The sequence below is a fragment of the Arthrobacter sp. D3-16 genome, from assembly GCF_054408515.1.
Genome location: NZ_CP096437.1, coordinates 3367122 through 3379653, shown reverse-complemented (window position 1 = coordinate 3379653; position 12532 = coordinate 3367122). Strand labels below are relative to the sequence as shown.

Below are 12532 nucleotides of genomic sequence, written 5' to 3'. Positions count from 1 at the left end.
TGCCCTTCAGCAGTTTCCTAGTCGAGCAGCCGCAACTGGTCGGGTGTGTCAACGTCCTCACCAGTGGACTGGTCGCTGCAATCAACCTCGTCCACCAGGTCCGGGTGGGACTGCAGGAAGCCGCGCGCCCCGGCGTCGCCGGTTACGGTGGCGCTCACTGCCTTGCGCAATGAAGCGTCAATGAGCAGCGGATGGCCGCGAAGGAGCCTGTCCTGCTGCCCGTTTTCCTGCCCGGCCTTATGTGTGGCCGGCTTACCGCCGTCGGGGGCTTCACGGCGGCGGTACGCGGCAGCGGTGATCCGGCCCGGCCGGTGGGACGCCAGCAGGCGGCCAACAGTTGCCCGGGTCAGCCCGGGCTGGTCAACAAGGGCGATCAGCAAGTGGTCAGCCGGGTCCGCCGTCTGCTCACCTAACAGGAAGGAACTGCCCATGCCCGAACGCCAATCAGGGTTGATGACCACCCGGTAATGGTCCAGCTCGGCAATCGTGGCGACGTCGGGCGCCCCAGCACCGAGCACCACCACAACCTCGCGGCAGCCGCCGTCGAGCAGCGCGCCGGCGACGGATTCCACGAGCGGCCGGCCCCGGTAGGGGAGCAGGGCCTTCGGTCCGTGTCCCAGCCTGGTCCCGGCCCCGGCGGCGAGGACAACCCCGGTCGCCCTGCGGTCAGCCGTGCCGTCCACGCCTTGATTGCCCATAGCTGCACCCTAAATGAAAATGGCAGCCGGGGCGGTCTCCCCCCGGAAACCGTCCCGACTGCCGGTATTCGCCGGCCGGCGTCAGGCCTCGCCGCCCGCACCGCCGGTGGTCCCGGCGTTGACGTCCAGGAGCTTGTAGCGGTCCATGGCGTACGACGGCGCGCCCTCCTCGACTTCACCCCTGGCCGCGAGCATTTGCAGCGCCCTTACGACGATGGAGTGGACGTCGTTCTTGAAGAAGCGGCGGGCTGCGGCGCGGGTGTCGGAGAAGCCGAAGCCGTCGGCGCCGAGGGTGGCGAATTCGTTGGGGACGAACTGGCGGATCTGGTCCGGAACGGCCTTCATGTAGTCGGACACTGCGACGACGGGGCCGGTGGCTCCTTCGAGCTGCCGGGTGACGAAGGGGACGCGCGCGGGTTCGCCGGGGTTGAGGAAGGCTTCCTCTTCGGCGGCGAGGCCGTCGCGGCGCAGTTCGTTCCAGGACGTGACGGACCAGACGTCGGCGGAGACGCCCCAGTCATCAGCGAGAATTCGCTGGGCATCAAGTGCCCATGGGACGGAGACGCCGGAGGCGAGGATCTGCGCCTTGGGCCCTGCAGCGGCCGACGGCGAGACCCGGTAAATCCCCTTAAGCACGCCTTCGACGTCGAGGTTCTCGGGCTCGGCGGGCTGGGTGATGGGCTCGTTGTACACCGTGAGGTAGTACATGAGGTTCCGGTCGTCCGAGGTGGGCCCGTACATGCGTTCGAGGCCGTCGCGGATGATGTGGCCCATTTCGTAGCCGTAGGCGGGGTCGTAGGTGACCACGGCGGGGTTGGTGGAGGCGAGCATGGGGGAGTGGCCGTCGGCGTGCTGGAGGCCTTCGCCGGTGAGGGTGGTCCGTCCCGCGGTGGCGCCGATGATGAAGCCGCGGGTCATTTGGTCGGCTGCTGCCCAGAAGGCGTCGCCGGTGCGCTGGAAGCCGAACATGGAGTAGAACACGTAGACCGGGACCAGGGGCACGCCGTGGGTGGCGTACGCGGTTCCGGCGGCGGTGAACGCTGCCACGGCGCCGGCTTCGTTGATCCCGGGGTGGATCAGCTGGCCTTGCGCGGACTCTTTGTAGGCCAGGACCAGGTCCCGGTCCACGGAGAGATAGTTCTGTCCGCCGGGATTGTATATTTTGGCGGTGGGGAAGAAGGCGTCCATACCGAAAGTCCGTGATTCGTCCGGCACGATGGGCACAATGCGGTGGCCGAACTTCTTGTCGCGGAGCAGGTCCTTGAGGAGCCGGACAAAGGCCATGGTGGTGGCTGCCTGCTGCTTGCCCGTGCCCCGCTTGGCGACGTCAAACGTCTTGGCCTCGGGCAGCTCAACGGCCGGGTGGTCCGGCCGGCGTTCGGGGACGGCGCCGCCAAGTGCCCTGCGCCGCTCGTGAAGATAAACAATCTCCGGGGCATCATGGCCGGGATGGAAATACGGTGGGCTGTAAGGATCCTCCTCCAGCCGGGCATCGGAAATCGGAATTCGAAGATAGTCCCTGAATTCCTTCAGGTCGTCGAGGGTGAGTTTCTTCATTTGGTGGGTCGCGTTGCGGCCCTCGAAGTGGGGTCCGAGTCCGTAGCCCTTGACGGTTTTGGCGAGGATGACGGTGGGTTTGCCCTTGAACTCGGTGGCTGCCTTGTACGCGGCGTAGACCTTGCGGTAGTCGTGGCCGCCGCGTTTGAGGTTCCAGATCTGGTCATCGGTGAGGTCCGCGACGAGGTCCTTGGTGGCCGGGTCCTTGCCGAAGAAGTGTTCGCGGACGAACCCGCCGGATTCGGCCTTGTAGGTCTGGTAGTCCCCGTCGGGGGTTTCGTTCATGATCTTCACCAGGGACCCGTCGGTGTCGCGGGAGAGCAGGTCATCCCATTCCCGTCCCCAGACGACCTTGATCACGTTCCAGCCCGCGCCGCGGAAGAACGCTTCGAGTTCCTGCATGATCTTGCCGTTGCCGCGGACCGGGCCGTCCAGGCGCTGGAGGTTGCAGTTGATCACGAAGTTCAGGTTGTCCAGGTTCTCGTTCGCGGCGAGCTGGAGCAGGCCGCGGGATTCGGGCTCGTCCATTTCCCCGTCGCCCAGGAACGCCCAGACCTGCTGGTCGGAGGTGTCTTTCAGGCCCCGGTTGTGCAGGTACCGGTTGGACTGGGCCTGGTAGATCGCGTTCATCGGCCCGATGCCCATCGAGACCGTGGGGAATTCCCAGAAGTGCGGCATCAGGCGCGGGTGCGGGTAGGAGGACAGGGCGTGGCCCTCGCGGGACTTTTCCTGCCGGAACCCGTCCAGGTCCTCCTCCGAGAGCCGGCCTTCCATGAACGCCCGGGCGTACATGCCGGGGGAGGCGTGGCCCTGGAAGAAGACCTGGTCCCCGCCGCCGGGGTGGTCCTTGCCGCGGAAGAAGTGGTTAAAGCCCACCTCGTACAGGGTCGCGGCCCCGGCATAGGTGGAGATATGCCCGCCCACGCCGATGTTCGGCCGCTGGGACCGGTGCACCATCACCGCGGCGTTCCACCGCATGTACGCCCGGTAGCGGCGTTCGAACTCCTCGTTGCCCGGGAACTGGGCTTCCTGGTCCACCGGGATGGTGTTCACGTAATCGGTGGTGGTCACCATCGGCACCCCGACGCTCTGCGCACCGGCACGCTGCAGCAGGCTGCGCATGATGTATTGGGCACGCTCGGTACCCTGTTCCCTGATCAACGAATCCAGGGACTCAACCCACTCGGCGGTCTCTTCCGGATCACGATCAGGCAGCTGGTTAGTCAACCCGCTGAGGATATGGGAGGTATCTTCTCCTGCAGCCACGGGAGCCTCATTTCATCGTCGAATGGCTCATGTTTTCGTATTGTGAGAAAACATTCTTGCAATATGAGATTAGCGAGACAGTGGCATGAGGGTCAATATCAGCGGCAGCGTCGAAGGCCTCCCCGCCATTTGAGACTGCTGTGGACCGATTGTGACTGCGGCCGGCGGCCTCCCGCCCTTGACCCCGGGTGATGCACGTCATACTCTTATTTCACTATTCAATATCTTGATTCCGCAATGTGGAATAACAGAAAACGGCTACCAGAGCCGGTCTCACCACCGCGGATCCTCCCAGAATTGAGACCCCTATGCAGACCCCTCCACCGGTGGGCGTTGACGCGGCTTCCGACCTGACAGCGCCGTCAGTTCCCCCTGCGCACCCCTCCCTTACCGTTGAAGCCCTGTGCGAGTCAGCCAGCACAGCATCCGGCCAGAACATCAGCCCCACTCTTTATAACGTGGATCTCGCCCCCACCAAGCGCGCCGGCCGCAGCTGGTCCGGCTACAGCATCTTCACCCTCTGGGCCAATGACGTGCACAGCCTCGGCAACTACGCCTTCGCCATCGGGCTGTTCGCTTTGGGGCTCGGCGGCTGGCAGATCCTCCTGGCACTCGGCATCGGGGCGGCCCTGCTGTTCGGGCTCCTCAACCTCTCCGGCTTCATGGGCGTCAAGACCGGGGTTCCCTTCCCGGTGATGAGCCGGATCAGCTTCGGCATACGCGGTGCCCAGGTTGCCAGCCTGCTCCGCGGCGCCGTCGCCGTTGCTTGGTTCGGCATCCAGACCTATCTGGCGTCCGTGGTCTTCCGCGTGATGCTTGTGGCCATGTTCCCGTCCCTCGGCGCCCTGGACAAGGACTCCATTCTTGGGCTGTCCACCCTGGGCTGGATCGCCTTCATCATCCTCTGGGTGGTCCAGTTGGTGATCGTCAGCTTCGGCATGGAAATGATCCGTAAGTACGAAGCGTTCGCCGGTCCCGTCATCCTGGCCACGATGGCCGCCATCGCCATCTGGATCTTCATCGAAGCCGGCGGGGCCATCGCCTGGTCCTCGGACAACGCGCTTGAAGGGCCCGAGATGTGGCTTACCATCTTCGCCGGCGGCGCCCTGTGGGTCTCCATCTACGGTACGTTCGTGCTGAACTTTTGTGACTTCACCCGCTCCGCCGTCTCCAAGAAGGCCGTGGTCCGCGGAAACTTCTGGGGCATCCCCATCAACATGCTCGTCTTCGGCGCCATCGTTGTGGTCATGGCCGGCGGGCAGTTCAAAATCAACGGCACCATCATTGAAAGCCCCTCGGATATCGTTCAGACGATTCCCAACACGCTGTTCCTGGTGCTGGCTTGCCTCGCCCTGCTGATCCTGACCATCGCGGTGAACCTCATGGCCAACTTCGTGGCGCCCGTCTACGCCCTGACCAACCTCTTCCCCAGGCGGCTGAACTTCCGTAAGGCGGCCATCGTCAGCGCGGTCATCGGCCTGGTCATCCTGCCGTGGAACCTCTACAACAACCCACTGGTCATCGTCTACTTCCTCGGCGGCCTCGGCGCCCTGCTCGGCCCGCTGTTCGGCGTTGTCATGGCGGACTACTGGCTGATCCGCCAGGGCAAGGTCAACGTCCCGGAGCTGTACACCGTCTCGCCGGAGGGCGCCTACTTCTACAAGAACGGCGTCAACCCGAGGGCGATCATCGCCATGGTGCCGGCCGCCGTCGTCGCACTCCTTATTGCGTTCGTCCCGGCACTGGCCTCGGCGGCACCCTTCGCATGGTTCTTCGCCGCCGGCATCGCAGCAGTGGTGTACTTCTCCATCGCGGACCGGTCGCAGCGGCTGGAAGACCGCGACGGCGAGGCCATCGCCGTCGCCAGCACCCACTGAGCCAGCACCACCGAGTAAGGAAACTTCAATGCGCATACTCGTTGCGAACGTGAACACCACCGAGTCCATGACCAACTCCATCGCTGCGCAGGCACGCAGCATCGCCGCGCCCGGAACGGAAATCGTGGGGATAACGCCGCGCTTCGGCGCCGACTCCTGCGAAGGCAACTTCGAAAGCTACCTGGCAGCCATCGCCGTGATGGACGCCGTGACCTCCTACCCGGAGCGGTTCGACGCCGTCGTCCAGGCGGGCTACGGCGAGCACGGACGGGAGGGGCTCCAGGAACTGCTGGACGTTCCGGTAGTTGATATCACCGAGGCCGCGGCCAGCACGGCGATGTTCCTGGGCCACAAGTACTCGGTGGTCACCACCCTGGACCGGACCGTCCCGCTCATCGAGGACCGGCTCAAGCTGGCGGGCCTTGACGCCCGCTGCGCCTCGGTCCGGGCCAGCGGCATGGCCGTCCTGGAACTGGAGGAGGAACCGGAACGCGCGGTGGAGGCCATCATCAACCAGGCAATGCTTGCAGTAACCCAGGACAAGGCCGAGGTGATTGTGCTCGGGTGCGGCGGGATGGCAGGCCTGGACGAGCAGATCCGGCAGCGCGCGGGAGTGCCGGTGGTGGACGGTGTGGCATCAGCCGTAGCGATCGCGGAATCACTGGTCCGCATGCGACTGTCCACATCCAAAGTCCGGACCTACGCTGCACCGCGGCCCAAGACCGTCATAGGCTGGCCGCTGAACAGCACGGGTGTGCCGGCATCACTTTAGGCGGCTCACTCCGGCACGGGGCCCTATCGGCAGTACAGGAGAAAATCGTGAACCAACCCCAGCGGCCCGCGCGCGTCGCAGTGGTTACCGGAGCGGGTTCCGGAATCGGCCGGGCAGTGGCCCGCCTGCTCCTTGCCGATGGCTACGCCGTCGCCCTCGCCGGGCGGCGCGGGGCGCAACTCGTTGAGACAGCAGGCGGACACGAGCACGCCCTTCCGGTCACGTGCGACGTCACCCGGCCCGACGACGTCGAGCACCTTTTCGAGGCCGTCCGCCGGCGCTGGGGGCGGGTTGACCTGCTGTTCAACAACGCCGGGGTGTTCGGGCCGGCCGCGAGCGTGGACGAGATCTCGCTGGAGGACTGGGATGCCACGGTGGCGGTCAACCTCACCGGCTCCATGCTGTGCGCCGGGGCCGCCGTACGGGCCATGAAGGCACAGGAACCCCAGGGCGGACGGATCATCAACAACGGCTCCATCTCCGCCCACTCGCCCCGGCCCCGGACGGTGGCGTACGCAGTCACCAAGCACGCCATGACAGGCCTTACCAAAAGCATCGAGCTGGACGGGCGGGGATTCGGGATCACGTGCGGACAGATCGACATCGGCAACACGGCCACGGAGATCATGGACACCATCGGGGTGGGCGACGGCGCGCTTCAAGCCGACGGCAGCCGCCGGGTTGAACCCACTTTCCCTGTTGAGGATGCGGCCCGTGCGGTCCTGATGATGGCCAACATGCCATCGACGGCCAGCGTCGGGTCAGTGGTGGTGACGGCAGCCGGAATGCCCTTCATCGGCCGCGGCTGACCTCCTGGGAAGAAAACCCAGAGAGGGCAGGGCTACAGGGGGAGCAGGGCTGAGAGGTCCGCGCGCAGGCCGGAAGCGGCCACCCTGCCTGCAGCGACTGCCTCCGCCCAGCCCAACTGGCCAGTCACCATCCCCAGCCAGGTGGCGGCGTCGCACTCAATCACGTTGGGCGGCGTCCCGCGGGTATGACGCGGCCCCTCCACGCACTGGGTGACGCCGAAGGGCGGGACCCGCACCTCCACCGAATTGCCCGGCGCCCGTGCAGTGACTTCCTCCAGCGTGTACCGCACGGCAGTGGCCAGAATGGTCCGCGGAACCAGAGCGTCCGACGACGGCTCCGCGGCTTTCCGCCACGCCTCCACCGCTGCGGCGCCTTCTTGAACGTCGATGCGACGGCGGGCTACTGGCATGTTTCCGGCTTCCTTCACGTTGGGATGCAGTGGCAAAGGCAATCAGGGTACCGCGGACGGTCGGAGGGACGGAATCGCGGCCGGGGGCGTCTGAAGTACGGGAAGGAACAGCAGGCCGGCACGCTGGGGGCGAGCCGGCGCTCAATCCAGGAGCGCGGAAACCGCTGGACCAAGACGGATCTGCCCTACCGGGCGGCCGCCGCCCAGCACCGGCTCCACCACTTTCTCGAGGACGCTCGCAACCCCTGGAATGTCCACGGCGCCGGCGGCGGCGAGAAGGGTCAGGGCCACCAGCGAGGTGGCCCGGACATTCCCGTCCAATATCTTGACGGCTACGGAGACACCCGTCGGCGTGGCCATGGCGAGGACGCCTTCGGCACCAACTTTCGCGATGATCTCCAGCTCGTCCATCACCAGGGTGTTGGCCTCGCCACGGCCCTGCACCGCCCACGGGTAGTCAAGCATGGAGGTCGCGATGGTGGCGGCCCGGGCGTTGAAGCTCTGGTCGCCGGGCGCCTTGGCGAGCTGCGAGAAGCCCCGCGCCAGGCCTTTGAGCGAAACTGCTGCCACGGGCGCGCCGCAGCCGTCGATTCCCAGGTGGGCGATCTTTTCGCCCGTGTACTCCTCGATGACGGTGCGGACCCGCTGCTGCAGGGGATGGTTGGGCTCGAGGTAGCTGTGGGTATCCCAGCCGTTTTCGGTACATGCCCAGAGAAAGGCAGCGTGCTTGCCGGAACAGTTGAACGCCAGCCTCGTTTTTCCGCGTTCGGAGCGCACCAGCCAGTTGCGCGCGGTTTCGTCCTGCGGCCACGCCTCCGGGCACTGCAGCTGGTCCTCCCGCACGCCCGCAGCCTTGAGCATCCCGGACACCACGTCCATATGGTCCAGTGAACCCACGTGGCTCGCGCAGGCCAGGGCCACCTGGGCGCCGCGGAGCGGTACTCCAGACTGCATCGAGGCCAGCGCCTGAAACGGTTTGAGGGCGGACCTGGCGAAGATCGGTGTGGTGATGTCCCCAAGCTCTGTGACGACTGACCCGTCCGCCGCCAGCAGCACGGCCGAGCCGATGTGCCGGGACTCCACAAAGCCGCTGCGCTCGATCACGGCCAGTTCGACGGCGGAGTCCACGGTGAAGGTCGCGTGCGGATTATGCGGCATATTGCCAGTCTAGGGGCCTGCATCCCGGAACCCGGGCTACTCCACGGTGACCATCACGGACTGCCAGCCGGAGGCGCCGTCGGGAACGGGATCGGCCCGCTGATCAGTCTGCACCTCGCCGGAGCCGTCGGTAGCACGAACTTTGATGTAATGCGGCCCGGGCGTGGCGTCCCATTCATAGGACCACTGGCGCCAGGTGACCAGGGATGCCTCGGTGGACAGATCCGCCTCCACCCACTCGGAGTTGTCGATCTGGATCTCCACCTTGGTAATGCCGCGGGTCTGGGCCCACGCGGTGCCACCCACGGCCACCTTCCCGGCGGGAACTTTTGCGAAGGACCTGGGAACGTCCACCCGGGCCATCGTCTTGATGGGCCCGCGCTCGGACCATCCGCGGTCCGTCCAGTAGGCCTTGCTGTCCGCGAACCTCGTCACCTCGAGGTCCACCACCCACTTTGTTGCCGAGACGAATCCGTACAGGCCGGGAACCACCATCCGCACCGGATAACCGTGCTCAAGCGGCAGTGGCTCATCGTTCATGCCGACGGCCAGGAGGGCGTCCCGGTCGTCCTGGAGGACCTCGAGCGGGGTTGACGCACTGAAGCCGTCAACCGAGGTGGACAGCACCATGTCCGCACCATCCTTTGGCCTCGCCCGCTTCAACACCTCGCGGATGGGCAGGCCGAGCCATTTGGCGTTGCCGGCAAGGTTTCCGCCCACGGGGTTGGAGACACAGGTGAGCGTGACGTGCGATTCGATGAGGTCGGCGTCGAGCAGGTCCTGGAACGTGAGGCGGAACTCCTCCTCCACCAGCCCATGCACCCGGAGCTCCCACTCGTCCGCGTTGATTTCCGGGACGCTAAGGGCGGTGTCAATGCGGTAGAACTCATCGTTGGGCGTCACCCACGGCGCGACGCCCGGCACTGGCGACTGGACGCCGGCGGGAACGGCAGCCGCGGCCTTTACCGGCGCAGGAAGCTGCAGGGCATCCCGCGCTTTGGCAATGTTGCTCCGCGCGGCACCCAGGAGGCGGCCGCCCGTGGCAGCAATGCCCGCAGCAGCGGCAGTAATCCCGGCCGCGGCGAAGAAGCGACGACGGCTTGTCCCCGGGCGCGGCGTATCGCCGGCAGCGTCTGCGGGGGGTTCAGGCCAGGCTTTCGCCGTCCACAACGGGGCGATCAGGAACCGGAGGGCAGCCAGGCCCGCGATGGTCCCCAGCACTGACGGTAGGGCGTCCACCGGCTCGACGCCCGCCCGGGTGACCACGCTGGCCACAATGACTGCACCCATGAACAGGACGCCCAGCACGCCCAGCGCCCACCGGCGGTACGCCACCACGCCCAGCACACAGGCCAGGACGGTAATGGTCAGGCCCATGCCCACGAAGAGTGCGGCTTTGTCATCGGTGCCGAACGTGGCGATCGCAAAGTCCTTCAGCCACGACGGAGTGAAGTCGATGAAGGTGGACCCCAACGCCAGCACGGGGGTGGCACGGGCCCTGAAAAACGCTCCAACCAGCTCAGCCACGGCAAGGACGACGGCGGCGGCCACCACGCCTGCCAATGCGGCCATGGCGGTGGGACCCTTGAGCCAATTCGATAGCTTTTTCATGACATAGGTTCGGAGCGGAGCGGGCCGGGGATTGTTTTGCAGGGCTGACACAGCTTAGGAGCGGGCAGGGTGCACAAAGTACCCTTGGAGACTGTGAAGGTACTCGTCATCGGCCCCGGAGGCCGCGAACACGCCATTGTCCGCTCCCTGCTCGCCGACCCCAACGTGTCCGAGGTCCATGCAGCTCCCGGCAATGCCGGCATCAGCAAGCTGGTCCCCACCCACCAGATCAACGCCAACGATCCCGACGCCGTCGCCGCCCTGGCCACCAAGCTCGCCGTGGACCTCGTCGTGGTGGGCCCGGAGGCGCCGCTCGCAGCGGGCGTTTCCGACGCCGTCCGCGCTGCCGGGATCCCTGTGTTTGGTCCCAGCAAAGCGGCCGCGCAGCTCGAAGCCTCCAAGGCATTCGCCAAGGAAATCATGGCCGAGGCCGGTGTACCCACGGCCATGGCCATGGTCGCTACCAACGCTGACGAAGCCGCCTCAGCCCTGGACACCTTCGGCGCACCCTACGTGGTGAAGGACGACGGACTCGCCGCGGGCAAGGGCGTGGTGGTCACCAGGAACCGTGACGAAGCCCTGGCCCATGCACAGTCCTGCTTTGACGCCGGCGGCTCCGTGGTGATCGAGGAGTTCCTGGACGGGCCTGAAGTTTCCGTCTTTGTCCTCTGCGACGGCCAGAACACGGTGGCGCTCTCACCGGCCCAGGACTTCAAGCGGATCTTCGACAACGACGAAGGACCCAACACCGGCGGTATGGGCGCCTACACACCACTGGAGTGGGCGCCCGAGGGCCTCGTCCAGGAAGTCATTGACCGGGTGGCGCAGCCCACCGTCAACGAGATGGCCCGCCGCGGAACCCCCTTTGTGGGCGTCCTGTTCGTGGGGCTGGCGCTGACCTCGCGCGGCACCCGCGTCATCGAATTCAACGTCCGCTTCGGCGATCCGGAAACACAGGCCGTGCTCGCCCGGCTCAAGACGCCCCTCGGTGCGCTGCTCCTGGCAGCAGCCAAGGGCGAACTGGACAAGGCGGAAGAGCTGCGCTGGGCGAAGGAAACGGCAGTCGCCGTCGTCGTAGCGTCTGAAAACTACCCTGACGCTCCGCGCACCGGCGACCGCATTCGCGGGCTGAAAAAAGTGGAGGAGCTGGAGGGCGTGCACGTGATCCACGCCGGCACCTCCCTGGACGAATACGGCAAGGTGATTTCCGCCGGTGGCCGCGTGCTCGCCGTCGTGGCGCTCGGCAGCGACCTGGTGGAAGCACGCGAGAAAGCGTACGACGGCGTGGAGCTGGTCCAGCTGGAAGGCTCCCAGTTCCGCAGCGACATCGGCGGCAAGGCTGCCCGTGGCGAGATCAAAGTCCCGTCGGCGTCCACCCGTTCCCTGCCAGTGACGAAAGCGAAGGCCTAGCATGAGCGAAATTCCTGCAGCACGCGGCTTCAACGCAAAGACACTTGACCTGCCGGGCTGGACCCACGTGTACTCCGGCAAGGTCCGTGACCTTTATGAACCGGCCGACGAGTCCATCCTGCAGCGCGTTGGCCAGGATTGCGTGCTGGTAGTGGCCAGTGACCGCATCAGCGCGTTCGACCATGTCCTCACCAGCGAGATCCCTGATAAGGGACGCATCCTCACGCAGCTGAGCCTGTGGTGGTTCGACCAGCTGGAGGTGGAGCACCACGTGCTGGGCTCCACAGTCGAGGACGGCGTGCCCGAGGCAGTCGAAGGCCGCGCCATGATTTGCAAGAAGCTGGACATGTTCCCCGTCGAGTGCATTGCCCGCGGCTACCTGACCGGCTCCGGGCTGCAGGAGTACCGGGAGTCCGGCACGGTCTGCAGCATTCCGCTGCCGGAGGGCCTGGTGGATGGCTCACGGCTGGAACAGGCCATCTTCACGCCGTCAGCCAAGGCGGACGTGGGCGAGCATGACGAGAACATCACCTACGACGCCGTTGTAGCAATGGTGGGCGATGACATCGCTGCCCGGATCAGAGACCTCACGTTGCAGATCTACACGACGGCGGAGGCGGTGGCCCGCGAGCGTGGCATCATCCTGGCGGACACCAAAGTGGAGTTTGGCTATGACGCCGTCTCCGGCTCCATCACCCTCGGCGACGAGGTCCTGACCCCCGATTCCTCACGGTTCTGGGACGCCGCTACCTACCAGCCGGGACAGGCGCAGCCCTCCTATGACAAGCAGTACGTCCGGGACTGGCTGACATCGGCCGAATCCGGCTGGGACAAGGCTTCCGACATGCCGCCGCCGTCGCTGCCTGAAGACGTCATCGCGCGCACCCGCAGCCGCTACGTCGAGGCCTACGAGAAGCTGACCGGATACACCTTCGCCTGATACCGTCGCCTGACGCCGTCGCCG

Annotated in this window: 10 protein-coding genes; 5 read left to right on the top strand and 5 right to left on the bottom strand. The window is 66.0% G+C overall.

The window, feature by feature from the left end; genetic code table 11:
* Positions 1-17 precede the first annotated feature (17 nt).
* Both nboR and aceE read right to left on the bottom strand, forming a co-directional pair.
* On the bottom strand, positions 18-698 hold the full coding sequence (gene nboR / locus M1D32_RS15745; protein ID WP_458779552.1) for a nicotine blue oxidoreductase: 681 nt from the start codon (positions 696-698) through the stop codon (positions 18-20).
* Between the two features lie 81 nt (positions 699-779).
* The gene (aceE, locus tag M1D32_RS15740) at positions 780-3521 is read right to left on the bottom strand and encodes a pyruvate dehydrogenase (acetyl-transferring), homodimeric type (protein WP_458779551.1); all 2742 of its coding nucleotides are present in this window, start codon (positions 3519-3521) and stop codon (positions 780-782) included.
* Between the two features lie 308 nt (positions 3522-3829).
* Between aceE and M1D32_RS15735 the strand changes: the two genes are divergently transcribed.
* From M1D32_RS15735 to M1D32_RS15725, 3 genes are read left to right on the top strand one after another with little or no spacing between them, the layout of a single operon-like run.
* Positions 3830-5398 carry an NCS1 family nucleobase:cation symporter-1 gene (locus M1D32_RS15735; protein ID WP_458779550.1) on the top strand — a complete coding sequence of 523 codons (1569 nt, stop codon included), beginning with the start codon at positions 3830-3832 and terminating at the stop codon, positions 5396-5398.
* A 28-nt stretch (positions 5399-5426) separates the two neighbouring features.
* Entirely contained in the window at positions 5427-6170 is a 744-nt protein-coding gene (locus M1D32_RS15730; protein WP_458779549.1) for an aspartate/glutamate racemase family protein, read from the top strand.
* Positions 6171-6217: 47 nt separating this feature from the next.
* Positions 6218-6979 (top strand): SDR family oxidoreductase, encoded by a 762-nt coding sequence (locus M1D32_RS15725; protein ID WP_458779548.1) that lies wholly within the window; start codon positions 6218-6220, stop codon positions 6977-6979.
* Positions 6980-7011: 32 nt separating this feature from the next.
* Here M1D32_RS15725 and M1D32_RS15720 read toward each other — a convergent pair whose 3' ends face one another.
* From M1D32_RS15720 to M1D32_RS15710, 3 genes are all read right to left on the bottom strand, one after another.
* Entirely contained in the window at positions 7012-7389 is a 378-nt protein-coding gene (locus M1D32_RS15720) for a sterol carrier family protein (RefSeq protein WP_458779547.1), read from the bottom strand.
* 141 nt (positions 7390-7530) lie between these two features.
* Positions 7531-8547 (bottom strand): asparaginase, encoded by a 1017-nt coding sequence (locus M1D32_RS15715; protein ID WP_458779546.1) that lies wholly within the window; start codon positions 8545-8547, stop codon positions 7531-7533.
* Between the two features lie 36 nt (positions 8548-8583).
* A complete protein-coding gene (locus M1D32_RS15710; RefSeq protein ID WP_458779545.1) occupies positions 8584-10158 on the bottom strand; it encodes a molybdopterin-dependent oxidoreductase in 1575 nt (524 codons plus the stop codon).
* 93 nt (positions 10159-10251) lie between these two features.
* Here M1D32_RS15710 and purD point away from each other — a divergent pair, with 93 nt between their 5' ends.
* Positions 10252-11568 (top strand): phosphoribosylamine--glycine ligase, encoded by a 1317-nt coding sequence (gene purD / locus M1D32_RS15705; protein WP_458782210.1) that lies wholly within the window; start codon positions 10252-10254, stop codon positions 11566-11568.
* 1 nt (position 11569) lies between these two features.
* Positions 11570-12508 carry a phosphoribosylaminoimidazolesuccinocarboxamide synthase gene (locus M1D32_RS15700; protein ID WP_458779544.1) on the top strand — a complete coding sequence of 313 codons (939 nt, stop codon included), beginning with the start codon at positions 11570-11572 and terminating at the stop codon, positions 12506-12508.
* Positions 12509-12532 lie beyond the last annotated feature (24 nt).

What these genes read in the sequence shown, in the direction of transcription:
- nboR (WP_458779552.1), bottom strand. Translation starts at nt 698, where the DNA reads ATGGGCAATCAAGGCGTGGACGGCACGGCTGACCGCAGGGCGACCGGG.
- M1D32_RS15735 (WP_458779550.1), top strand. Translation starts at nt 3,830, where the DNA reads ATGCAGACCCCTCCACCGGTGGGCGTTGACGCGGCTTCCGACCTGACA.
- M1D32_RS15730 (WP_458779549.1), top strand. Translation starts at nt 5,427, where the DNA reads ATGCGCATACTCGTTGCGAACGTGAACACCACCGAGTCCATGACCAAC.
- M1D32_RS15720 (WP_458779547.1), bottom strand. Translation starts at nt 7,389, where the DNA reads ATGCCAGTAGCCCGCCGTCGCATCGACGTTCAAGAAGGCGCCGCAGCG.
- M1D32_RS15715 (WP_458779546.1), bottom strand. Translation starts at nt 8,547, where the DNA reads ATGCCGCATAATCCGCACGCGACCTTCACCGTGGACTCCGCCGTCGAA.
- M1D32_RS15710 (WP_458779545.1), bottom strand. Translation starts at nt 10,158, where the DNA reads ATGAAAAAGCTATCGAATTGGCTCAAGGGTCCCACCGCCATGGCCGCA.
- M1D32_RS15700 (WP_458779544.1), top strand. Translation starts at nt 11,570, where the DNA reads ATGAGCGAAATTCCTGCAGCACGCGGCTTCAACGCAAAGACACTTGAC.